Source organism: Streptomyces sp. NPDC058375, assembly GCF_042723425.1.
Classification (GTDB): Bacteria; Actinomycetota; Actinomycetes; order Streptomycetales; family Streptomycetaceae; genus Streptomyces; species Streptomyces durocortorensis.
On the sequence record NZ_JBHXJG010000121.1, the window covers coordinates 1 to 21,615 of the forward strand.

Consider the following 21,615-nt stretch of genomic DNA (forward strand, 5'->3'; position numbering starts at 1 on the left):
GCGGTCGCGTCGTGCGACCGTCCCGGCCCCTTCGGCCGTACCTACCGCGAGATCAGCGGCGGTTGAGCGCGCGGTCGACCGCGGTGATCAGCTCGCCGTTCTCCGTGTCGCCGTCCAGCGACCAGAACATCGCCCCGCCGAGCCCCTTGTCCCGGATGTACGAGGCCTTGGTGCGCAGCACCTGCGGGTCGTCGTACGTCCACAGCGTCGTACCGTCGAACAGCCACGCGTGGCCGTTCTTCACATCGCGGTGGACCTTGTACGTCCCCGAAGCGGCCAGCTGCTTGAGGACCTTGTAGTCCTCGTAGCCCGCCGCCCAGGTGGCCGGAGCCGGGGCCGTCGCCGGCTGCCCCAGGCCCGTACCGCCGCCCGTCACGCCGGTCCAGCCCTGGCCGTACGTCGGCATGCCCACCACGATCTTGTGCTTGGGCGCACCGCGGCGGACCCAGTCGCGCACCGTCCGGTCGACGCTGAAGTCGTTCCTCGCGTACAGGGCCGACTGCTGGGCCGTCGTCTTCTCACCCGAGACGTGGTAGTCGTAGCCCTGGATGTTGACGAAGTCGAAGTCCTTCATGAGGCGCTTCACGTCGAAGCCCGCGTCGATGGCCTTCGGGTTGGCCGGGACGTACGCCGACAGGTCGTAGTGCTTGGGCTTCGGCTTGTGGTGCCCGTGCCCGTGTCCCTTGCCCTTGGCCTTGTCCTTCTCCTTGGCGGCCTTTGCCTGGCTCTTCGCGTACGCGTCGAGCTGGGTGCGGAACTCGCGGATCAGGGCGGTGAAGTTCTTCTTGTCCTCCGGGCGGAAGACCGTGCCCTCGTTGGCCGCCGAGCCGGGCCACTCCCAGTCGACGTCGATGCCGTCGAAGAGGCCCGCGGCGGCTCCGTCGCCGCCGCGCGCGCCGTCCTTGGGGAGGTTGCCCTTGATGTACAGGTCGACACAGGAGGCGACGAGCGCCTTGCGGGAGGCCGCGGTGCGGACCGCGTCGGAGAAGTGGGTGGACCAGCTCCAGCCGCCGAGCGAGATCATGACCTTGAGGCCGGGGTGCTTGGCCTTCAGCTCGCGCAGCTGGTTGAAGTTGCCCGCGAGCGGCTGGGCGTCGGTGTCGGCGACGCCGTCCACCGAACCCGCCGCGTCGAGCGGACGGGCGTAGTCCGCCCAGGCGTCGGCCTGGCCGGGGATGTTGCCGGTGAAGCACTTGCCCTCGGCGCTGACGTTGCCGAAGGCGTAGTTGATGTGAGTCAGCTTGGCCGCGGCCCCGCTGGTGTCCAGGTCCTTGACCTGGAAGTCCCGTCCGTAGACGCCCCATTGGGTGAAGTAGCCGATGCTCTTGTACGCGGGGCGGTGGTGGCCTTTGCCGCGGTCGCCGCCGTCGTTCCGGTCGTGGCCGCCGTCGGCCGTGGCCGCGGGGGCGATGCCTGCCAGCAGGGCCAGGGAGACGCCGGCGATGGTGATTCGGGACAGATTTCTTCGACGCATGGGGCTCGTTCCTGTGCGTGATCCGGTACGGAGGCGGAGCGAAGGAAAGCGGGAGGAAGAATCGGGAGCCGTGCTGTGCACAGGAAGGTATTGGTCTGGACCAAAAATGGTCAAGGGTTCGGGAGTTGTCGGACGTCCGGACTTCATGGCCGTGCGGGTGGGCATGATCCCTGGCCCCGGGGTATGCATGGGGCGACACAAGATCATCACATTGGGTGAAACTCTGGCCCATGCTTGCGGTGTACAACCCACGGTTGTCAGGCTGTCGCAGACTGTCAACCTGTTGGGAGTGGCCTGTGACATTCGGTGAGCAGCCCGCCTATCTGCGCGTGGCGAGCGATCTCAGGGAGAAGATCGTCAACGGCGCGCTGCCGCCTCATACCCGCCTGCCGTCGCAGGCCCGCATCCGCGAGGAGTACGGGGTCTCGGACACCGTCGCCCTGGAGGCGCGGAAGGTCCTGATGGCGGAGGGGCTGGTCGAGGGGCGCTCCGGCTCCGGCACGTATGTGCGCGAGCGTCCCGTGCCCCGCATGATCGCCCGCTCCGGCTACCGGCCGGACAAGGGTGCCAGTCCGTTCCGGCAGGAGCAGACGGCCGAGGGGGCGCGCGGGACCTGGGAGTCCCGCAGTGAGCAGGAGGGGGCGAGCCCGGAGGTCGCCGAGCGGCTGGGCATCGAGCCGGGCGACCGGGTGATGCGCACGCATTACGTCTTCCGGGAGGCGGGCGAGCCGATCATGCTCTCCACCTCCTGGGAGCCGCTCGCCGTCACGGGCCGGACCCCCGTGATGCTGCCCGAGGAGGGCCCGTTGGGCGGCTGCGGGGTGGTCGACCGGATGGCCGCGATCGACGTCGTCGTGGACAACGTCGCCGAGGAGGTCGGTGCGCGCCCGGGGCTGGCGGAGGAGCTCCTGGCGCTCGGCGGTGTGCCCGGCCATGTGGTCATCGTCATCGGGCGTACGTACTACGCCTCGGGCCGGGCCGTGGAGACGGCCGACGTGGTGGTGCCGGCCGACCGGTACCGGGTCGCGTACCACCTGCCGGTCAGATGAGCCCCGGGCGGGGCGTGGTGACGCCCCGTCGGGCCGGGTGAGGGGCGTCGGCCGGGGCTGACGGGTCATTGAGGGGGCGCATTCTTCGGATGCGCCCCTTTCGTGTTGGCCGGATGTGTATCTCTTTGTGTAAAGCCGCCTGCACTGAGTGAAGGTCAGGCGTACGCTCGGGCATATGCGTACTGCGGTTTCCTGGGGATCCTTAGAGACGTGCACGCCGGTGGGAAGAGGGGCGATATGCGGGGGAGCGGCACGATGAGCGACAGCGGCGCCGTGCTCCCTTGGCAGGTGATACGGCAGGACGACGGCGGAGGGCGGTACCGGGTGGGCAGGTACGCCACGCAGGCCGAGGCGCAGAAGGTCGCCGACGGCCTCGACGTCCGCCACCGCCATCAGGTCTACCGGGTGGAGCGGGTGGGTCAGGGCACCAGGTCCTGACGCGAGGGACGGTCTCGTGGGCGTGTGCGACTCGGCTGGTCCCGTAGGGGCGCCCACCACGGACGGGTCTGTCCGTACGAGTGCGACGGATGCCCCGTGGGGCCCCGGGCCCGGGGGAGGGCCGTTCTGCCTCCCCGGGCCCCGCTCCGGCCTTCTGGAGCCTCCTGGAGCGTCCCGCGCCCGCGTGCGCCCTTGAGTGCCGAGTATCTGCCCCGCGCCGCCCCCGTCCCGGCGTGCTCCGCCCGCATTCCGCGCCCCGGCCGTCCGGGCGGTAGGGTCCGGCCCGGCCGGGGGCGCGGAAGCCGCCGGTGGTGCGGCGAGCGGGGCGGAGTGGTGGCGCGATGGCGGTGCTGATCGACACGGTGGCGTGGGTGCGGATCGAGGGCGGCAGGATCCTCTGCGCGCGGCCCCGGGGCAAGGACGTCTTCTACATCCCGGGCGGCAAGCGCGAGGGCTCGGAGACCGATCTGCAGACCCTCCTGCGGGAGATCGAGGAGGAGCTGACGGTCGGCCTGATCCGGGAGACCGTCGTCCACGCCGGGACGTACGAGGCCCCCGTGGACGACCGGCCCGGCGCCGCCGTCGTACGGATGAGCTGCTATTACGGCGACTACCGCGGCACGCTCGCCGCAAGCAGCGAGATCGAGGAGATGGCGTGGTTCTCCTTCGCCGACCGGGCCCTCGTGCCGCCCGTGGACCAGCTGCTCTTCGACGACCTCAGGGCGACGGGCGCGTTGAGCTGACCCGCTGACCCGCTGACCCGCTGACCCGCTGGCCCGCTGGCCCGCTGGCCCGCCGACCTCCGGCCGTCGTGGGCGGGGGCTCGTGCGCGTACGCCGTCTGCACCAAACACCGGGTTGTGCGGTAGCGGGCAATCAATGGTGGGTATGGGCTGTTTAGTCCCCATTTGCACAAGGGGTGCGCCCGTGGTCGTCCCTGGGAAGTGATCGGCGTGATCGATACCGAAGGCGACTGCGCCGAGTGGACCTTCGCGGCCGAACCCGGTTCCGTGCGCAGCGCCCGGCACGCCGTCCGGAGCGCGCTGGGCTCCTGGGGGCTCGACGCGGCGGTGGGCGACCTGGCGGTCCTGCTGGTCAGCGAGCTGGTGACCAACTCCCTCCGGTACGCCTCCGGCCCCATCGGCGTACGCCTGGTCGTCACGCACCCCGACGGGGACCTCACGCCCCCCGGCGGGGGCCTCTCCCTCGCCGGCGACCCTCCCGCCGACCACCCTCCCCACACCCCGGGACTGCTGGTGGAAGTCTCCGACCCGCTTCCGGATCCACCCACCGAACGCAGTGCTGGACCCGACGACGAAGGCGGCCGGGGACTCCAGCTCGTGGCCTGTTCCGCACGTCGCTGGGGAACGCGTCGCGGAAAGAGTGGCAAGACCGTGTGGTTCGAGCTGGCTCTCCCTGGTTAGGAGAGTGGAGGGAAGCACAGCGATCACCAGAGGTCGGGCAGAACCTGGCTGAAAGGGACTGAGACCTTGCTGTGATCGTGAACGCCGTGTCGGTCGGGGCCGTAGTGCTGAATACTGCGGGCAGGACCGGTCCGGTGCGTGAGCTGGAGGGGACGGTCGCGTGAGCGAAATACCTGGGACAACGGGCGATGTGGTCGGGGCGGCCGGCGACGTCGTGTGGCAGAGCAGCCCGCCCGGCTCGATCTATGACTACATCAGGGTCGCCTCCTTCTCGATCGGCCCCGACGGGCTGATCGAGCAGTGGAGCAGCCGGGCCGCGGGCCTGTTCGGCATGGCCTCGACCGAGGCGATCGGCCGCGACCCGGTGGAGGCCTTCATGCCCGCCGAGCTGCGCTCGGACGGCCATCGGCGGGTCGGCGAGATCCTCGACGGCAAGGAGTGGACGGGCCTCGTCCCGTTCCGGATGCCCGGCGAGGGCGGGGCGCACGGCGTCGCCGAGGTCTATGTGATGCCGAGTCTGACGGGCAGCGGGGAGCGGGCCGCGCTCTGCATCGTCGTCGACGTCCGGGCCCTGCGCCGCATCGAGACCGACCTCGCCGCCTCACAAGCCATATTCGGCCAATCTCCCTTCGGTTTCGTGCTGTTCGGTACGGACTTCGCCGTCGTCCGGGCCAACCAGCGCTTCGCCACGGTCTTCGGCGGCGCGGCCGACGACCACCGGGGCCGCACGGTGGAGGACTATCTGCCGCGCGCCGAGGCCGACCGGCTGACCGCCACCCTGAAACGGGTCCTGGAGACCGGAGAGTCGGTCACCGACCTCCAGCTCGTCGGCACCGCCCCCGGCGGCACCGAGCGCCGCCACTGGTCCATGAACCTCTACCGGGTGCACAGCGGGGCCGGCCGCCCGGTCGGTGTCGCCGGCCTCGCCACCGACGTCACCCGCCGGCACATCGCCGCCCGCGAGGCGGCCAGCGCCCGCCGCAACCTCGCCCTCCTCAACGAGGCCAGCGCCCGCATCGGCAACTCCCTGGACCTGGAGACCACCGCCCGCGAGCTTCTCGACGTGGCTGTGCCCGGCTTCTGCGACCTCGCCACCGTCGACCTCTACCAGGGCCTCCTCACCGGCGAGGAGGCCGCGCCCGGCAGTTGGGCGCCCGCCCACCGCGAGTCCGCCGGAGGCTCCGCGGAGCTGCGCCGGGTGGCCCACGCCAGCGCGGTCGCCGACGCCCTGCCCACCGCCGTGGCGGGCAGCGGGCAGCCGGGCCCGGACGACCTGCCGCCCGCGCTCGGCTCCGTCCACCGCTTCCCGTTCGGCTCGCCCTGCGCCATGGCGCTGCGCTCCGGCCGGGTCGAGGACGTCCCCGGCGACGAGATGGGCTTCGTGCAGTCGACGCTCGCCGTGCCCATGGTCGCCCACGACACCGTCGTCGGCCTCGTCCAGTTCTCCCGTACGAAGGGCAGCGAGCCGTTCGGGGAGCGCGACCGGGCGCTCGCCACCGAACTGGCCGCCCGCGCCGCCGTCTGCATCGACAACGGCCGCCTCTACCGCCGCGAGCACGAACGCGCCCTGATCCTCCAGCGCAGCTTGCTGCCGCCCGGCGACCCCGAGGCCGCCGGACTCGACATCGCCTGCCGCTATCTGCCCGGCAACACCGCCACCGAGGTCGGCGGCGACTGGTTCGACGTGATCGAGCTGCCCGGCCACCGCACCGCCCTCGTCGTCGGCGACGTGATGGGCCGCGGCCTGCGCGCCGCCGTCGCCATGGGCGAACTGCGCACCGCCGTAAGGACTCTGGCCCTCCTCGACCTGGAACCGGCCGAAGTGCTCTCCGCCCTCGACGAGGTCGCCCGCGGCCTCGGCTCCCCGGGCGGCGGCGAGCGCAGCGAGGGGCTCGGCGGCAGCGGGGGAGCGCAGTGGCCCTCCCGTGCCGCGCAGAAGTCCCGCGAGGCGGACCTCTCCGAGGTGTATCTCGCGACCTGCGTGTACGCGGTCTACGACCCGGTCACCCGGCGCTGCACGTTCGCCAACGCCGGGCACCTCCCCCCGGCCGTCGTCGAGCCCGGCCGGCCCGCCCGGCTCGTCGACGTACCGCCGGGCATGCCGCTGGGCGTCGGCGGCGAGCCGTTCGAGGAGGTCGAGGTCGAGCTCGCCGAGAACGCCCTGCTCACCCTCTACACCGACGGCCTGGTCGAGTCCCGGGACCAGCCGCTGGACGAGGGGCTTGAGGCGCTGCGGTCCGTCCTCACCGGTCCGCAGATGGAGCTGGAGGACGCCTGCGACCACGTGCTGAGCACCCTGGACACCCGGCACGGCGAGGACGACATCGCCCTGCTGATGGCCCGTATCCAGGGGCTGCCCGCCGAGGCGGTCGGGGACTGGACGCTGCCGCGCGAACTCCGCTCGGTCGGGCGCGCCCGAGAGCTGGCCCGTAGCCAACTGCTCTCCTGGGACCTCGACGACCTGGTCGACACCACCGAACTCCTCGTCAGCGAACTGGTCACCAACGCCCTGCGCTACGGCGAGGGCGAGATCCGGCTCCGGCTGCTGCGCGACCGCACCCTGGTCTGCGAGGTGTGGGACGCCGGTCTCGTCCAGCCGCGCCGCCGCCGCGCCCGCGACACCGACGAGGGCGGGCGCGGGCTCCAGCTGGTCGGCCTGCTCAGCGCCGCCTGGGGCTCGCGCCGGACCCCGCGCGGTAAGACCGTCTGGTTCGAACTGGCCCTGCCGGACGGGGCGCCGGCCGCCGAACTCTCCGTGGAGCAGCTGCTGAGCATGTACTGACCCCGGGGGCAGGAGCTGTTACGCGCCCGTCTTCAGGGCCGCCAGCCGGGCCTCGACCTCCGCGCTGTCGCCCAGGCTGTCCAGCTGCTCGAACTGGGCGTCCAGCGAGGAGGCGGCCAGCTCCTGCTTGCCCAGGGCCTTCGCCTCCTCGCGGCGCACCTTGTCCTCGAACCGGCTCAGCTCGCTCGTCGGGTCGAGGACGTCGATGTTCTTCACGGCGTCCATCATCTGGTTCTGCGCCTGGGCCGACTTCGAACGCGCCACCAGCTCGTCACGCTTGGCCTTCAGCTGGGAGAGCTTGTCCTTCATCTGGTCCAGCCCGGTCTTCAGCTTGTCGACCACCTCCGTCTGCGAGGCGATCGTCGGCTCCGCCGTCTTCGCCTCCTGCTCCGACTGGAGCTGACGGCCGAGCGCCACCTTGGCCAGGTTGTCGAACTTGTCCGCCTCGGCTACCGATCCGGCTCCGCGCAGCTCGTCCGCCTTCCGGCTGGCCGCCAGCGCCTTGCCGCCCCACTCGGCCGCCGCCTCCACGTCCTCCTTGTGGTCCTGCTCCATCAGCCGGAGGTTGCCGATGGTGGTCGCCACCGCCTGCTCGGCCTCCGCGATGTTGTTCGTGTAGTCCCGGATCAGCTGGTCCAGCATCTTCTGCGGGTCCTCGGCCTGATCGAGGAGGGCGTTGATGTTGGCCTTCGCGAGCTGGGTGACGCGGCCGAGAATGGTCTGCTTGGTCATGGGGTCGCTCCTTGGAAGTCGAGAGGGGTCACGCTGTGGTTCTGCCGTGCCGGTCGGTCAGAAGCGGCCGCCGCCGCCCCGGCGGCCCCGCGTCCCGCCCCCGCCGAAACTGCCCGGCCCGCCGCCGAAGCCGCCGGCCCGGCCGCCCCCGCCGAAGCCGCCGCCGAAACCCCCTCCCATGCCTCCACCCATACCCCCGCCCCGGCCGCCGCCCCCGAACAGTCCGCCGAGGATGATGCCGCCGAGCACCGCCCCGCCCATGCCACCGCCCCCGCCGCCGCCCAGCCCGCCCATCCCGCCGGGGCCCTGCGGGGAACGGAAGCCGCGGACGTCCTGCTCGGCCAGGGCGATCGCCTGCCCGGCCAGCGCGTCCGCCTGCTGCGCCTCGGCCAGCGCCCCCTGCGCGTCCGTGGCCGACAGCTCCCGGGCCCGCTCCCACCGCCGCTGCGCCTCGGCCAGCCGGGTACGGGCCTGGCTGCCGACCGCACCCCGGTTGGTCGTGATGTAGTCGGCCGCCGCCCCGATCGCGGACCGGGCGGTGAGCATCGCCTGATCGAGGAGGGACCGGGCCTTCGCCTCACCGCGCTCCTGGTCCCGGGCCCCCGCCAGCGCCTCGTCCAGGGCCGCGTCCGCCTCCTCCACCCGGCGCAGCGCGTCGATCGGGTCGTACGGTCCCGCGGCCATCGCGCCCCGCACATCGGCGAGCACGGCCTCGGCGCGGGCGATCCGGCCGCGCAGATCGGCGGTCGACGCCCCCTCGGCGGTCCCTTCGAGCAGCCCACCCGCGTCCGCGAGGTCGGTCTCCGTCTCGGTCAGCGCGGCGGGCAGCTTCCCCGCGGCCTCGCCCAGCTCCGCCGCCCGCCGGTCCACCGAGTCCAGCAGCGTGCCGGCCTGGCCCACCGCTCCCTCGGCCGCCCGGATGTACACCGCGGCCCGGGAGTTCTCGCTGCCCTCGACCGCCGTACGGGCCTGCTCCACGGCCGAGCCCGCGAAGACGAGCCGGTCCTCCGCCTGCTCGACGTCGGCCGCCACGGGGGCGGCGGCGCCCTGCCCGTACCGCTCGCGCAGCCCCGCCACACCCGACTCGGCCGCCGCGACCCGGCCGGTGAGGTCACGGTGCGTGGCCTCCACGGTGGCGAGGGCTTCCGGAGCGGTACGTTCCAGGGCGCGTAGCCGGTCGAAGTCCTCGGAGACGGTGTCGAGCCCCTCGTTCGCGGTCGCGCACCGCCGCAGGATCTCCTCCAGCATCCGGCGGCGGGTCGCGTCGTCCTCGGGGAAGGCGTCGTCGAGCTGCTGGCGCAACCGGAACGACTGCGTCAGCTCGTCCTTCGCCCGCGCGACCGCCGCCGTGAACGGCTTCGCCGCCTCCTCGCCGAACTGGGCGGTGGCGAAACCGAGTTCCTCCTCGCTGGTACGCACCGCGTCGTCCGTGTCCACCAGCACCTCCTTGGCCCGCGCGTCCAGCTCCGGCAGCGGCGTCGGCGGCTCCGGCGCACCGCCCGCCTCCGCAGTGCGCCCCCAGCCGGTGGCCGCCGGGGTGGTGCGGGTCGTCGTGCGCCGTTTGCGCCGGGCGTACGCGTAGACGCCGACCGCGCCCACGCCGGCGACGACCGCCACCGGCAGGATGAAGTCGCGCGCGCCGGTGGAGCCGGAGTCGCCCGTTCCGGGGTCGGCGGGGCCCGGGGTGATCGCGGGGGCGGTCACGGGGCGTCCGGCCAGCACGGAGGCGTAGCCGTCGGCCGCGCCGATCGCGGCCCCCGTCCAGTCGTTCTCCCGCAGCGCGGGCTCGATCGCGGTGCCGGCCACCTCCCGCAGCTGGGCGTCGGTGAGCCGCGCGTCCGCGTCGACGGAGTAGGCGTACTGCCGGTCGTGGGTGGCGACGGAGAGCAGCACGTCGTCCTGGCCCAGGCCGTTGCGGTCGGCGGTCTCGTCGCTCCAGGTCTGTCCGGACCGGCCGGAGAAATCGCGTACGTACACCACGAAGAGCTGGACGCGCTGCTCGTCGTACAACCGGTCGAGGGCGTCCTCCACCTGCCCCGCCCGGTCGCCCAGCGCCCCGACCCGGTCGGTGATCTGCCCGTCCCGGGACAGCTCGACGGGGTCGTCGGCGCGGGCGGTCACGGCGGCGGGGAACACCAGCCAGCACACGGCGAGCAGCACGGAGGCCAGGGCGGCGAGCAGCACAGAGGCCAGGGCGGCGAGCGGCGCGGCGGACGGCCTGGTGGGCAGCGCGGGGAACGGCGCGGCGGACGGCCTGGTGGGCAGCGCGGGGAACGGCACGGCGGACGGCCTGGGTAGTGCGGTGAACGGCACGGTGGACCGTGCGGCGAACGGTGCGGCGGACGGCGCGGCGGGGCGGCCGGTGGCCCCTGGCAGTCGGGGAGACGTCACCTTTGCGAGGCTATGTCCGCCCTTACGCCCCCGCGACCCGGCGATCCACCGATCCGCATCCGCCGTCCCCCTGAGCGGTTGTGCCGTCCCGCGTCGGCTGTTCGCATGAAAGGGCGCGGCAAAGCGGTCCGCCCGCGCGTGTACGGAGAGACGCGGGCCGCCGCCCGTCGTCAGATGGGACGGACGTGGCGCGCCCCGGGCCCCGGTGCCGGAGGCCGACGGCACCGCGCCGGTCAGGCCCGGCCCCGCGAGAGGCCCGAAGTCCGGAGGTGGCGAGTGACTGGCCTTCAGCTGTCGGTCGTCGTGCCGTGTTTCGACGAGGCCGAGGTGATCGAGTCCTTCCACGCCGCCCTGGTCGGCGTCCTGGACCCGCTCGGGGACAGCTTCGAGATCTGTTACGTGGACGACGGCAGCCGGGACCGCACCCGCACCCTGCTGAACGCCATCGCCGCCCGTGACCCGCGCGTCCACTACACCGCCTTCAGCCGCAACTTCGGCAAGGAGGCCGCGATGCTCGCCGGACTCCGTATGTCGAGCGGGTCGGCCGTGGTGATCATGGACGCCGACCTCCAGCACCCGCCCGAGCTGATCCCCCGCATGCTGGAACTGCACCGGCACGGCTACGACCAGGTCATCCCGCGCCGCGACCGCACGGGCGAGGGCCTGCTCCGCAGCACCCTCAGCCACACCTATTACGCGCTCGTCCGCCGCTGCATGGACGTGGAGCTGATCGACGGCTCGGGGGACTTCCGGCTGTTGTCGCGGCGGGCGGTGGAGAGCGTCCTGTCCCTCCCCGAGAGCAACCGCTTCTCCAAAGGGATCTTCTCCTGGATCGGCTTCGACACGGTCACCTTCCGCTACCGCAACAGCGAGCGGGTGGCGGGCCGGTCGAAGTGGGGCAGCAGACGGCTGCTGAACTACGGCATCGACGGACTGCTCTCCTTCAACAACCGGCCGCTCCGGCTAGCGATCTACACCGGCTTCTGGGTCTTCGTCTCGGCCCTGGTCTACGCACTGTGGACCGTCGTGCGGGTCGTCCTGCACGGCGTGGACACGCCCGGTTACGCCACCCTCCTCATCGCCGTCGTCGCCCTCAGCGGTATTCAGCTGGTGACGCTCGGAGTCATCGGCGAGTACGTGGGCCGGATCTACCACGAGGCGAAACACCGCCCGCCGTACGTCGTACGGGAGACGGACGCGACCTGCCGGGCGGTGCTGCCGGACAGTCCGCCGCCGCGCGCACAGCTCACCAGGGACGCGCAGCTCACCAGGGACGCGCGGCCGACGGCGGACGCGAACCCGGGCAAGGATCCCGCGCTCACCCCGGGCCGGTCCCGTACCGCCCGCCAGTTCGGCAGTTTCGTCCTCATCGGCTGCGTGAACACCGCCGTCTACCTCGGGATCTACGCCTCGCTGAACCGCTGGATCCCCTACCTGGCCGCCCATGTCATCGGCTATGTGGTGAGCATCGTCTGCTCGTTCCTGCTCAACTCCTACGTCACCATCCGGACGCGCCCGACCTGGCACGCGTTCGTCCGCTATCCCCTCTCCAGCCTGGTCAACCTGGTGGCGTCGGGGGCGCTGCTCTACGGAGCGGTGAGCGGTCTCGGGATGGACAAGAACCTCGCCGCGCTGGCGGCCGGCGTCCTCGTCACGCCCGTCTCGTTCCTGCTGGCGCGGTGGGCGATCACCTCGGGCCAGACCAAGGCGGCCGCTGCCGTACCGGACGGCGAGGGCGGATCGAAGGGCCCGGCCGAGCCGCTGCGGGGCCGTCCGGCGCCCGCACCCCTGCCCACCCGCTCGCCCCAGGACCGGTGAAGGCAGCGATGTCCGACGAGGTTCCCGTAACCGCCGCCCCGAAGGACGGGCGGAACGCGACCGTGACGGACCGGTCCGGGCCGGACCGGGCCGAATCCCCCTCGGACCGCCCCTGGACGGCCCTCTGGGTGAGCGCCCTCGCCCTCCCGCCGCTCGCCCTGCTCGCCGCCGCGTCCTGGTTCGGGCGGTGGGTGCGGCCCGGTGCGGACGACTGGTGCTTCCTGCCGCTCGTACGGGAAGAAGGCGTCAGCGGCCTCCTCGGGAAGTTCTACTTCGACGACAACGGACGGGTCGCCAACGCGCTCCTGGTCGGCGCGTACGCGAAGTTCCAGGTCGCGGGACACCAGTGGTTCCCCCTGGTCAGCGGGGTCCTGGTGCTCGCGGTCCTGTGGGCGGTGGCCGTGCTGGCGCTGCGCCGGGCCGGCCTGCGCACCCCGCGCGGGCTGCCCCTGCTGCTCGCGGCCATGTCCACGGCGCTGTTCCTGTTCGTCACGCCGAACACGTACAAGACGTTCTACTGGCCCGCCGCGTCCGTCTCGCACACGCTGCCGCCCGTCCTGGCCTGCGCCGCGCTGATCCCGCTCCTGCTCGCCCGGACCCGCCGGGGGCAGACGGTCGCGATCGCCGTCGCGGTGCTCGCGGCGGCCTTCCTCGCCACGCTGTCCGAGGAGACCGCGATCGTCGTGGTGATGGTGCTGCTGGCCGCGCTCCTCGTCTCCGGCCGGGTCGTCCCCGCCGCCGACCGGGGGTTCGTGCGCCTGTGGTGCGCCGGGGGCATCGCCGGGACGGTGGCCGGGGCGCTCGTCCTCATCACCTCGCCCGGCTCCACGAACCGCAGGGACCGCTTCGGGGCGGAGACCACCTCCCTGCTCGCCCCCGGCTCCCTCGCCGCTTCGCTGCGCGCGTTCGCCGAGATCACCGTCACCGTGGTCACCACCTGGCAGTACGTGGGCGGGGTCGCGGTGGGCGTCCTGCTGGGGCTGCTGTGCCGAAGAGGGGCGGACGGGACGAGGCCCCGCCCGCCCGCGCACTGGCCGCTGCTCGTCACGGCCGGGGCGCTGGTGCTCCTGGTCTCCGGCTACCTCTGCACGGTCATCGCCTACCCCGTCTTCGGCGACCGGGTGAGCGACCCGAGCGCCAACCGGCTGTGGAACGACTACCTCCTGCTGTACGTGCTCCTCCTCGTCGGCGCGGGAGCCCTGCTCGGCCTGGCCGCCCGCCGCCATATGCGCCGCACCGCCCCGGCGAAGGCCGTGTGCGCGGCGCTCTGCGTCCTGGTCTGCGTCGGCCCGGCCATCGCCCTGAGCAACCTGGACACCGCGATGCGGGACCGGGCCGAGAAGTGGGACGCCCAGGACCGCCGGCTGCGCGAGGGGGCGGCGTCCGGCGAACGGGTCCTGCCGTACGAGCGCCTGGTGATCAGTCAGATGCTGGAGCCGTTCAGCAAGGGCGGGGACCAATACTGGCCCGGAGGCTGCGTCGCCGACCTCTACGACCTCGACCGCGTCACGGACGGGGCCCGGGGGCGCTGACGGAGGTCAGCCGAAGTCATCGGGCACGATCCGCATCTTCTCCGCGATGCGGACGAGGGCCTTCTGGTCGGCCGTGTTGAGGGAGTCGAGGACGAGGCCGCGCACGGTGCGCAGATGCGTAGGAGCCACCTCGCGCACGATGGCGAAGCCCGCGTCGGTGAGTTCGGCGAGGGTGTAACGCCCGTCGGCCGGGTCGGGGGTCCGGGCGATCCAGCCGCGCTGCTCGCACCGCTTGACAACGTTGGAGAGCCGGGAGAGCGACCCGTTGGCGAGGAAGGCGAGCTCGCCCATCCGCAGCTTGCGGCCCGGGGCCTCGGAGAGATGGCTGAGGACGAGGTACTCGAACAGGGCGACGCCGTGCTCCTGCCGCAGCGGCGACTCCAGCTTGCCGGGCAGCAGCAGGACCAGGGAGATCAGCCCCGTCCACGCCGCCTTCTCCTGCTCGTCCAGCCAGCGCGGCTGCTCGTCGGCCGCCTGCCCGTCCGCGTTGCCGTCCGGCTCGTCCATGGGCCTCTCCTTGTTGCTCATCGGTCTTCCCGTCTCCTCGGCGCGCTCCCCGATGACTTTGCGCTTGAAGTCATCGATTGCTACTATCACTTTACGCGTGAAGTCATAGGAGCGGAAACGCACCCCTGGGGTGCGGGAAGAGGAAGCATCATGAGCACCGTCACCTTCGGCATCGTTCCGGGCTACGGCGAGAAGCTGCACGCGGCCCTCGGCTACAGCGGCGCCGTTCGCGTCGACGACCGGGTCGAGATCTCCGGCCAGGCAGGGGTGGACGACGACCTGAACATCCCCGACTCGCTGGAGGACGAGATCGTCCAGGCCTTCGACAACGTGGAGCGCGCGCTCGCCACGGTCGGCGCGACCTGGAGGGACGTCATCCACGTGAACTCGTACCACAAGGTCGTGCCGGGGGGCGACGTCATCGGCGAGGACCACAACCGGGTCATGGCGGAGCAGTTCCGCCGCCGCCTCGGCGGCCGTGCGCCGATCTGGACCGAGACCGGCGTCACGGTCCTCGGCCTCGCCGCCATGCGCGTGGAGATCCGCGTCACCGCCATCGCCGGCTCCGGAGCCTGATCGCCGCCCCCCGGGGCGGGGCCCCGGCGGGGGGCCGGCCCGCTACGTGACGACCCTGGCCTTCGGGATCGCCGTGCAGGCCGCGAGCGGAGTCTGCCGCGACGAACTCCAGGCGATGACCGACGCAGCTCTGCGCGCCTGGCCGCCCGTCCGACGAAGACGGACGGCCAGGTGGGGCGTACGCGGGAAGGTTCAGTACCCGTAGATCATCTTGTAGGCGACCTCCGGCAGGAACTGCCCGGCCACGGAACCGGCCCCGGCCCCGCAGTCGCCGTCCGACTCGCCCGGGGTCTTCAGCCAGAGCAGCATCTCGGCCCCGCCGCCGGTCCCCTGGCTGACCGTCCCCGTCCGGCGTCCACCGGGGTTGCACCACTCGCCGTTGGAGCCGTTGCCGTTGCGGCTGGTGTCGATGACGTACGGCTTCGTGTAGCCGTAGGACGCGGACAGGGAGCCGTTGATGGCGTTGCCGTACGCGGAGTTCTCGCCGGTGCCGTAGTAGTTCGAGATGTTCAGTGTGAAGCCGTGCGCCTGCCGGGCTCCCGCGCCGTTGAGGTGTTGCGCCATGGTGTCCGCGTCGATCCAGGCCGGGTTTCCGGCGTCCAGGTAGGTCCAGGTGTTGGGGGCGTGGGCGGTGAACCGGTCGAGCGCGTCTCGGAGCATCCCGTTGCGCTCGTCGATCTGGGCCTGGCTCAGGCAGCTGAAGTCGCCCAGTGAATCAGGCTCGATGGCCACCAGCGCCGGCCGCGAGCCGATGGCCGAGGCGAACGCGGAGATCCAGGTGCGGTACGCGCTCGGGGTGCCGGCGCCGCCGCCGGAGTGGCCGCCGCAGGCGTCGCGGCCCGGGATGTTGTACGCGATGAGGACGGGCAGCTTGTCGGCGGCGTCGGCCGCGCCCACATAGGAGCCGACCGCCGCCCCGATGTCGCCGCTCCAGGCCCCGAACCAGCGGGCCATCGGCCGCGAGGCGATGTTGTCCCGAATGGCGGCGGCCCGGCCGTCACCGGGATTCGCGGCGGCCCAGACGGCGGGCGTCGAGTGGGGGTCGGTGTAGAACCCGCTGGTCATGCCGATGGGGTCGGCCTGGATGGCCGAGGTGGCGGGGGCGCCGGCTGCGGTGGCCTGTTGTCCTGCGCCGAGGGGGAGGAGAAGGCAGGCGAAGGTCGAGGCGACGAGCGTGCGCAGAAGTCTCTTCACGAGTGCGGCCCTTCTGTGGGAGCGCTCCCAAACTGCGGCGGCCGAACGGTGGGGGAGGGAGGCACCCAGGTGAGGTGGTGGGGGCGGGGGTGGGGTGTGCGTGCGTATCGCGGACCGGCGGGGATCCGGTCCGCGACTGCCGCCGTCAGTCGAGACGGTGACAGCGGGGCGCGACGCTGTCAATGAGTCCGGCAACGACTGCACCACACACGGGAGTTCAGGCAGCGGGCTGGTGGACGCGCTGGGGCCCCGGATCCGGCAGGTCGAGGTGGAAGCCGTGCCCGAGACCGCTCACCGTCCGGCCTGCCGCCACGGGGAGCACCCGCTGCCCGCGCCGGCGCGGAGCAGCGGCTCAGTGCTCACCGTGACCGTCGAACCACGCGAGTCCGTCGCGCCACCGCTGGGCGCGCTCCCGCTCCGACTGCTCCCACCACGGGTCGCCGCGCTCTCCGAGCGCGACCTTCGCTCGCTGTACCCGTTCGCGCGCCCGGCGCAGTGCGGCATCGTCCGTCGTGCGTCGGGCCTCCCGTACCGCCCGCCGCGCCGCCATCAGGTGGGAACGCAGGGAAGCGGCGGCGTCCTCGGGGAGGGCCGGGTCGGTCGCCCGCCAGCGCCGTCCCTTGATGATCACGTATCGCCCGTCGTCCGTCCGGTCCGGGCCGCCGCTCTGCGATGGCATGTCCTCATGATGGGCCGGTTCCCTGCGACCGGGCGGGACCTGCCCCGGCACGGTTCGGCCGAGCGGAGCCGTGAGCGCGGCGGGAAGGGCGAGGTGTTCGCATCTGCCGGATGGGTACCCGAATGTCCGCCCGGTTGTCCTGCGGCCGTCTCCGGCTCGCGCGGACCTCGTCCGGATGCCCCCACGGAAGGAAGTCATGAGTACGTACCGAGTCGTCAACCCTGCCACCGGTGAGACGGAACAGGAGTACCCCACCGCCACCGACGGCGAGCTGCGCGACGCGCTCGCCCTGGCCGACGACGCGCAACGCGCCTGGGCCGCCCGGCCGGCAGCGGAGCGGGCCGATGTGCTGCGACGGGTCGCGGACCTCTACGAGGAGCGCAAGGACCAGCTCGCCGCCATCATCACCCGCGAGATGGGCAAGCCGGTCAAGCAGGCCCTCGGGGAGCTCCGCACCGTCGTGTCCATCTACCGCTACTACGCCGACCGGGGCGAGGGCTTCCTGGAGGCGGAGGAGCTGGACGTCGCGTCCGGCGGCCGGGCCGTCATCCGCAAGGAGGCGGTCGGCGCCCTGCTGGGGATCATGCCGTGGAACTTCCCGTACTACCAGGTGGCCCGGTTCGCCGCGCCGAACCTGATGCTGGGCAACGCGGTGCTGCTCAAGCACGCCCCGCAGTGCCCGGAGTCGGCGCTGGCGATGGAGCGGCTGTTCCTGGACGCGGGCCTGCCCCAGGGGGCGTACGTCAACATCTTCGCCACCAACGAGCAGGTCGAGACGCTGATCGGTGACGACCGGATCCACGGCGTCTCGCTGACGGGCTCGGAGCGGGCCGGCGCGGCCGTCGCGGAGATCGCGGGCCGCAACCTGAAGAAGGTCGTGCTGGAGCTGGGCGGCTCCGATCCGTATCTGATCCTCGGTGCGTCGAACATGGAGGAGGTGGTGAAGAACGCGCTGATCGGCCGGATGGGCAACGCGGGCCAGGCCTGTAACGCCGCCAAGCGCATCATCGCCCTGGACGAGCACTACGACGGCTTCTCGACCGCCTTCACCGAGGCGGTCCGGTCCATCAGGGTCGGCGACCCCACCGACCCGGGCACCTTCATGGGCCCCCTCTCGTCGGAGAAGGCGCTCGAGACCCTGGACGAGCAGGTCCAGGACGCGATCTCCAAGGGGGCCACGGTGCTGGCCGGCGGCAAGCGCATCGACCGCCCCGGCGCCTGGTACGAGCCCACCGTGCTCGCGGGCATCACCCCCGACATGCGGGCCTACAAGGAAGAGCTGTTCGGGCCGGTGGCCCTGCTGTTCAAGGTCGGCTCCGAGGAGGAGGCCGTCGACTTCGCCAACAACTCGCCCTACGGTCTCAGCGCTTCGATCCAGACCGACGACGACGCCCAGGCCGAGCGGGTGGCCCAGCGCCTGCAGACCGGCATGGTGTTCGTCGGCGCCCCGTCCGGCACCGCGGCGGAACTGCCGTTCGGCGGGGTCAAGCGGTCCGGTTTCGGCCGGGAGCTGGGCCGGTTCGGCATGGAGGAGTTCGCCAACCACAAGCTGGTCCGGCTGGTGCGCTGACATCCGGTACGGCGTTCTGCCGCCACCGGCCCCGCGTCCGTCGAGTACGCCATGCGGACCACGGGCGGCGAGCGCATCCTCAAGGCCACGCTCCACGACGGCCGTCTCCCCGCGCAGTGCGAACCGCTCGGCGGCAAGAGCGCCGATCCGGGAGTTCGTCGCGGTGTTCTGGGAGCACCGGATCGTCAACGGCGCCCTGTGCGTGCTGCTGGCGGCGGCGGCCCTGGTGGTGGGGGATGGGCTGGTAGCCCTCCTGGTGCGACGTATGACGTACGAGTACGGGGGCCTCCGGTCCGCCGAGCGGAGGCCCCCGTACGTGCGGGAGGGCGCTGCGGCGTCAGATGCCGCAGCTGGGCGCGGACCAGAAGCGGCCGCTGCCCCCGGCGACGTGGGTGTGGTCGTTGTGGCCCGGGTAGCCCGGGCCGAGGATCTCGGTGAAGCCGTGGTTGCGTGCTGCCTGGGCGAGGGCGCAGAAGCCCTGGGCCCCCGCGCCGAGGTCCGCCGCGTGTCCGTACAGGTGGCGGCTGTTGGCCGCGCCGCCGACGGCGCTGTTGCACGAGACGCTGCGGAAGCCGCCGTTGACGGTGATGGGCCGGTCACCCATCGCGTGCCGCATGGCCTGGAGCTTCCACATGGTCACCAGGGCGTTGGCGCGGGCGGTGGCGGCGCTGACCTTGCCCGCGGACCAGTCGGAGTTGCAGCGGTTCAGCTCGGCGTAGGTGAAGTTGACCGGGGTGCAGTCGTCGTCCTGCAGTTGGTAGATCTTGTTGAACGTCGCGGATCCGGCGATGCCGTCGGCGGCCAGCCCGTAAGCGGCCTGGAAACGCTGCACGGCCGCCTTCGTGGCCGGGCCGAACGCTCCGTCGATGGCGATCTGGTTTCCGGTGCCCGGGTAGCCCGCGACCCGGATCTGGAGCTGACGCACCGCTTCGCCGCTGGAGCCCTCCTGGAGGGTTCCGCTCCAGGTGTAGCAGGCGTCGGCCGTACCGACGTTTCCGGACGGTACGGAATCGGGGGCCGGTGTCGGGCTCGCGGAGGCGGCGGTGGTCGTCCCGCCGAACGCGAGGGCCGCGCCGGCGAGGGCCGAGAGGAGGAATCCGATGGGGCGTGATCGCATGGGGGTGCACCTCATTGTCGTCATGCTGGCCATGGGGATTCCGAGCCTCGGGCGCGGGCTGACGAGTGTCAAGGGCATGTCAACATGCTGCCAGAGGGAGGCGGGCCCAGCGGGGAGTCTTGCCCCCTGGCAGATGCGCTCGACGCCGTTGGCCAGGACAGGGCGAGGGCGATGCATCGGCCGTGGGCGCGGCTTCACGCGTCGCGTGGTTCCTCGAACGGCCCGAAACCCTCAGGCAGGGGGATGCCGAACCGCCGGCACAGCAAGGGCACATCGTGGCGATCGACCTCGCGGGCCGGGTATCCCGTATGGAAGCGCACCGCCCACTCGGCCGACTCGCACCGCACCGCGGTCCCGGCGATCGAACCGTCTCCGTCGAGTGCCTCTGCCGGAAAGGTATCGCCGTCCACCGCGGAGCCGTAATGCAGCGATCCGTCCGCGAGGCGCTCGTAGAGGTGCAGGTCGACCCGCAGTCGAACGCCGTCGTGCAGGACGAAGTTCCAGGGCCTGTCGCCGGGCCACGGGAAGATGCGGTCGACGCCGGCCTCCGCGAAGGCGGCGAACAACGGGTGAAGGTGTGCGGCCGGCGCCCACAGATCAAGGTCGGAGTGTTCTCTCGTCTGCGTCCCGAGCAGCGCGTCCACGCCCCAGCCGCCGCCCACGCACGCATCCACGCCATGGGCGCGGAACCGCTCCAGCAGGGCGAGTGCGTCCTTGGCCGGCATCGAGTAATGGCTCACCGTACGAAGGTAGGGCCGCCCCGAGCTGGTCTCCAGCGATTAACAGGGCTTCCCCCGGCCGTGCGAACGCCGACAGCGGGCCGCAGTTGAGACGATGATCAGCTCCGACTAGGGTCCGTGGCAGCCGTGTTCGATGCTGACCACATCGTCGTCATGCGGCTCAACAGCAGGGGAAGTGTACGGGGGAGTGAGGGTGCGCGCCGCGCGCCGTTTCCGGGTGACGTCCGGTAATTCGCCGATGAATGCGGCGAGTTCTTCCGTAATCAGTGACAGGAAGGGCGTGCGTTCGGCATGGCATCACCATCACCATCGCGGTCGACCTCCTCGAACGGCGAGGTGGAGACGCTCCCGTTCGCGGTGGGACTCGTCATATCGGTCGGCACGGGCTACGTGTGCGGGGAGTTCTTCGGCTTCCCGTGGTGGCTGCGCCTGATCGCTGTCGTGGTCACCGTCATGGCCCTGGAAGGCGCCAACCAGGCCGTGGGCCGCGCCCGCGCAAGGAAAAAGGCGCTGAGGGAACCTGGTCCAGAAGCAGATCAACGGTCGCTCCGCTCCTGACGTGGCGAAGCAAGCCGGCCCTCGTCCTGGAACTCGGCCGGGATCGGGTCTTCCCATGGATCGACCCCGCGACGCTCCCGTTCGTCGAACCAGCGATCCCGCTGGGACTCGGGGAGGCGCTGTCCGCACCACGGGCAGAAGTCGGTCCCGATCGTCGATGCGCCGCCGTCATGGATGATCAACCCGTACTCCTGGAACCTGGCGCTGAAGCGAATCAGCGCGTCCGGGCAGGTGAAGGGGGTGTCGTGCTGGTCGCAGTGCCAGTTCACCCGGGTCGTCATCACCTCGCAGCAGTGGTCGGTCATCGCCTCGGTTCCTCGTCGATCAGCCGGACCACGGAAGTAGATCACGATCCGGTCAGCGATTCAGGTCGGGGGCAACCGCCTCCGGGTGGCCGAGCGTTCGTTGCATCAGCACGGTGTCGATCCAGCGGTCGTGCTTGTAGCCGACGGCGGCCAGACGGCCCGCGTCGGTGAAGCCGTAACGGCGGTGCAGCGCGACGGAGGCGTCAGTTCCGGTGTCGGCGATGACGGCGATCATCTGCCGTACGTGAGCCCCGGCACAGGCGGTCAGCAGGGCTTCCAGCAGCGCTCCGCCGAGACCTCGGCCCGTGCGGTCGGGGGCGAGGTAGATCGAGTTCTCCACGGTGTGCCGGTAGGCGGGCTTGGGGCGCCAAGGGGCCGCGTACGCATAGCCGACGACTTCGCCGGACAACGCGGCGACCAGGAACGGCAGGCTACGAGCGGCGAGGTCGTCGAGGCGCTGGTGCCAGGCTGCCGCCGGCGGAGGGGTCTCCTCGAAGGTGATCACGGTGTGGCGGACGTAGTACGTGTAGATCTCAGCCACGGCGTCCAGGTCGGCCGGGGCCGCCGGGCGGATCACCGGCTCCTTGGCTGTCACACCGGGAGTGTAGGCCGGGCCCCCTGCCCGGACAGCGGGACGCCCCACCGTGCCTGCAGGCACGGTGGGGCGTAACCGGAGCGGTGGCGGCAGCGGTGCAGGTCAGGCGGTGGGGGCGAAGCCCCCGGGCTTGTC

At 72.0% G+C, this 21,615-nt stretch carries 20 protein-coding genes; 10 read left to right on the plus strand and 10 right to left on the minus strand.

Features of this window, described 5'->3' with window-relative positions; genetic code table 11:
• Positions 1-52: 52 nt before the first annotated feature.
• The gene (locus ACFWM7_RS20110; protein ID WP_383262516.1) at positions 53-1,474 is read right to left on the minus strand and encodes a glycoside hydrolase family 18 protein; all 1,422 of its coding nucleotides are present in this window, start codon (positions 1,472-1,474) and stop codon (positions 53-55) included.
• 296 nt (positions 1,475-1,770) lie between these two features.
• Here ACFWM7_RS20110 and ACFWM7_RS20115 point away from each other — a divergent pair, with 296 nt between their 5' ends.
• The 5 genes from ACFWM7_RS20115 to ACFWM7_RS20135 all read left to right on the plus strand — a co-directional run bounded on the left by ACFWM7_RS20115 (position 1,771) and on the right by ACFWM7_RS20135 (position 7,166).
• A complete protein-coding gene (locus tag ACFWM7_RS20115) occupies positions 1,771-2,523 on the plus strand; it encodes a GntR family transcriptional regulator (RefSeq protein ID WP_383262517.1) in 753 nt (250 codons plus the stop codon).
• A gap of 237 nt (positions 2,524-2,760) precedes the next feature.
• Positions 2,761-2,961 (plus strand): SPOR domain-containing protein, encoded by a 201-nt coding sequence (locus tag ACFWM7_RS20120; protein WP_383262518.1) that lies wholly within the window; start codon positions 2,761-2,763, stop codon positions 2,959-2,961.
• A 341-nt stretch (positions 2,962-3,302) separates the two neighbouring features.
• Positions 3,303-3,704 carry an NUDIX domain-containing protein gene (locus ACFWM7_RS20125; RefSeq protein WP_383262520.1) on the plus strand — a complete coding sequence of 134 codons (402 nt, stop codon included), beginning with the start codon at positions 3,303-3,305 and terminating at the stop codon, positions 3,702-3,704.
• Positions 3,705-3,904: 200 nt separating this feature from the next.
• A complete protein-coding gene (locus ACFWM7_RS20130; protein ID WP_383262521.1) occupies positions 3,905-4,384 on the plus strand; it encodes an ATP-binding protein in 480 nt (159 codons plus the stop codon).
• A 214-nt stretch (positions 4,385-4,598) separates the two neighbouring features.
• Entirely contained in the window at positions 4,599-7,166 is a 2,568-nt protein-coding gene (locus ACFWM7_RS20135; protein ID WP_383262540.1) for a SpoIIE family protein phosphatase, read from the plus strand.
• 18 nt (positions 7,167-7,184) lie between these two features.
• Here ACFWM7_RS20135 and ACFWM7_RS20140 read toward each other — a convergent pair whose 3' ends face one another.
• Positions 7,185-7,898, minus strand: coding sequence for a PspA/IM30 family protein (locus ACFWM7_RS20140; protein ID WP_383262523.1), 714 nt, complete (start codon positions 7,896-7,898; stop codon positions 7,185-7,187).
• A 57-nt stretch (positions 7,899-7,955) separates the two neighbouring features.
• A complete protein-coding gene (locus ACFWM7_RS20145; protein WP_383262541.1) occupies positions 7,956-10,082 on the minus strand; it encodes a TPM domain-containing protein in 2,127 nt (708 codons plus the stop codon).
• Positions 10,083-10,565: 483 nt separating this feature from the next.
• On the opposite strand from ACFWM7_RS20145, the gene ACFWM7_RS20150 reads away from it, so the two are divergent.
• Both ACFWM7_RS20150 and ACFWM7_RS20155 read left to right on the plus strand, forming a co-directional pair.
• Positions 10,566-12,107 (plus strand): glycosyltransferase, encoded by a 1,542-nt coding sequence (locus ACFWM7_RS20150; RefSeq protein WP_383262524.1) that lies wholly within the window; start codon positions 10,566-10,568, stop codon positions 12,105-12,107.
• An 8-nt stretch (positions 12,108-12,115) separates the two neighbouring features.
• A complete protein-coding gene (locus ACFWM7_RS20155) occupies positions 12,116-13,639 on the plus strand; it encodes a DUF6056 family protein (protein ID WP_383262526.1) in 1,524 nt (507 codons plus the stop codon).
• Positions 13,640-13,645: 6 nt separating this feature from the next.
• Here the strand turns inward: ACFWM7_RS20155 and ACFWM7_RS20160 are convergent, their stop codons facing one another.
• On the minus strand, positions 13,646-14,146 hold the full coding sequence (locus ACFWM7_RS20160; protein ID WP_383262528.1) for a MarR family winged helix-turn-helix transcriptional regulator: 501 nt from the start codon (positions 14,144-14,146) through the stop codon (positions 13,646-13,648).
• Positions 14,147-14,296: 150 nt separating this feature from the next.
• On the opposite strand from ACFWM7_RS20160, the gene ACFWM7_RS20165 reads away from it, so the two are divergent.
• Positions 14,297-14,722, plus strand: coding sequence for a Rid family hydrolase (locus tag ACFWM7_RS20165; protein WP_383262529.1), 426 nt, complete (start codon positions 14,297-14,299; stop codon positions 14,720-14,722).
• A 192-nt stretch (positions 14,723-14,914) separates the two neighbouring features.
• Here the strand turns inward: ACFWM7_RS20165 and ACFWM7_RS20170 are convergent, their stop codons facing one another.
• Both ACFWM7_RS20170 and ACFWM7_RS20175 read right to left on the minus strand, forming a co-directional pair.
• Complete coding sequence (locus ACFWM7_RS20170) at positions 14,915-15,916, minus strand: glycoside hydrolase family 6 protein (protein WP_383262530.1); 1,002 nt, start codon at positions 15,914-15,916, stop codon at positions 14,915-14,917.
• A gap of 352 nt (positions 15,917-16,268) precedes the next feature.
• Complete coding sequence (locus ACFWM7_RS20175; RefSeq protein WP_383262532.1) at positions 16,269-16,595, minus strand: hypothetical protein; 327 nt, start codon at positions 16,593-16,595, stop codon at positions 16,269-16,271.
• Positions 16,596-16,791: 196 nt separating this feature from the next.
• Between ACFWM7_RS20175 and ACFWM7_RS20180 the strand changes: the two genes are divergently transcribed.
• Positions 16,792-18,165 (plus strand): NAD-dependent succinate-semialdehyde dehydrogenase, encoded by a 1,374-nt coding sequence (locus ACFWM7_RS20180; protein WP_383262533.1) that lies wholly within the window; start codon positions 16,792-16,794, stop codon positions 18,163-18,165.
• A 337-nt stretch (positions 18,166-18,502) separates the two neighbouring features.
• Here the strand turns inward: ACFWM7_RS20180 and ACFWM7_RS20185 are convergent, their stop codons facing one another.
• Positions 18,503-19,282, minus strand: coding sequence for a D-Ala-D-Ala carboxypeptidase family metallohydrolase (locus ACFWM7_RS20185; RefSeq protein WP_383262534.1), 780 nt, complete (start codon positions 19,280-19,282; stop codon positions 18,503-18,505).
• Positions 19,283-19,476: 194 nt separating this feature from the next.
• A complete protein-coding gene (locus tag ACFWM7_RS20190; protein ID WP_383262535.1) occupies positions 19,477-20,022 on the minus strand; it encodes a nucleotidyltransferase domain-containing protein in 546 nt (181 codons plus the stop codon).
• Positions 20,023-20,313: 291 nt separating this feature from the next.
• On the opposite strand from ACFWM7_RS20190, the gene ACFWM7_RS20195 reads away from it, so the two are divergent.
• The gene (locus ACFWM7_RS20195) at positions 20,314-20,580 is read left to right on the plus strand and encodes a hypothetical protein (RefSeq protein ID WP_383262536.1); all 267 of its coding nucleotides are present in this window, start codon (positions 20,314-20,316) and stop codon (positions 20,578-20,580) included.
• Here ACFWM7_RS20195 and ACFWM7_RS20200 read toward each other — a convergent pair.
• Positions 20,559-20,885, minus strand: coding sequence for a DUF6980 family protein (locus ACFWM7_RS20200; protein ID WP_383262538.1), 327 nt, complete (start codon positions 20,883-20,885; stop codon positions 20,559-20,561). The genes ACFWM7_RS20195 and ACFWM7_RS20200 overlap by 22 nt on opposite strands.
• A gap of 52 nt (positions 20,886-20,937) precedes the next feature.
• The gene (locus ACFWM7_RS20205; RefSeq protein ID WP_383262539.1) at positions 20,938-21,480 is read right to left on the minus strand and encodes a GNAT family N-acetyltransferase; all 543 of its coding nucleotides are present in this window, start codon (positions 21,478-21,480) and stop codon (positions 20,938-20,940) included.
• Between the last annotated feature and the right edge of the window lie 135 nt (positions 21,481-21,615).

Excerpts from the sequence above, each read along its gene's own strand:
- ACFWM7_RS20160 (WP_383262528.1), bottom strand. The coding sequence starts at position 14,146 with ATGGACGAGCCGGACGGCAACGCGGACGGGCAGGCGGCCGACGAGCAG.
- ACFWM7_RS20155 (WP_383262526.1), top strand. The coding sequence starts at position 12,116 with ATGTCCGACGAGGTTCCCGTAACCGCCGCCCCGAAGGACGGGCGGAAC.
- ACFWM7_RS20140 (WP_383262523.1), bottom strand. The coding sequence starts at position 7,898 with ATGACCAAGCAGACCATTCTCGGCCGCGTCACCCAGCTCGCGAAGGCC.
- ACFWM7_RS20175 (WP_383262532.1), bottom strand. The coding sequence starts at position 16,595 with ATGCCATCGCAGAGCGGCGGCCCGGACCGGACGGACGACGGGCGATAC.
- ACFWM7_RS20180 (WP_383262533.1), top strand. The coding sequence starts at position 16,792 with ATGAGTACGTACCGAGTCGTCAACCCTGCCACCGGTGAGACGGAACAG.
- ACFWM7_RS20200 (WP_383262538.1), bottom strand. The coding sequence starts at position 20,885 with ATGACCGACCACTGCTGCGAGGTGATGACGACCCGGGTGAACTGGCAC.
- ACFWM7_RS20195 (WP_383262536.1), top strand. The coding sequence starts at position 20,314 with ATGGCATCACCATCACCATCGCGGTCGACCTCCTCGAACGGCGAGGTG.
- ACFWM7_RS20120 (WP_383262518.1), top strand. The coding sequence starts at position 2,761 with ATGCGGGGGAGCGGCACGATGAGCGACAGCGGCGCCGTGCTCCCTTGG.
- ACFWM7_RS20110 (WP_383262516.1), bottom strand. The coding sequence starts at position 1,474 with ATGCGTCGAAGAAATCTGTCCCGAATCACCATCGCCGGCGTCTCCCTG.
- ACFWM7_RS20125 (WP_383262520.1), top strand. The coding sequence starts at position 3,303 with ATGGCGGTGCTGATCGACACGGTGGCGTGGGTGCGGATCGAGGGCGGC.
- ACFWM7_RS20165 (WP_383262529.1), top strand. The coding sequence starts at position 14,297 with ATGAGCACCGTCACCTTCGGCATCGTTCCGGGCTACGGCGAGAAGCTG.
- ACFWM7_RS20185 (WP_383262534.1), bottom strand. The coding sequence starts at position 19,282 with ATGCGATCACGCCCCATCGGATTCCTCCTCTCGGCCCTCGCCGGCGCG.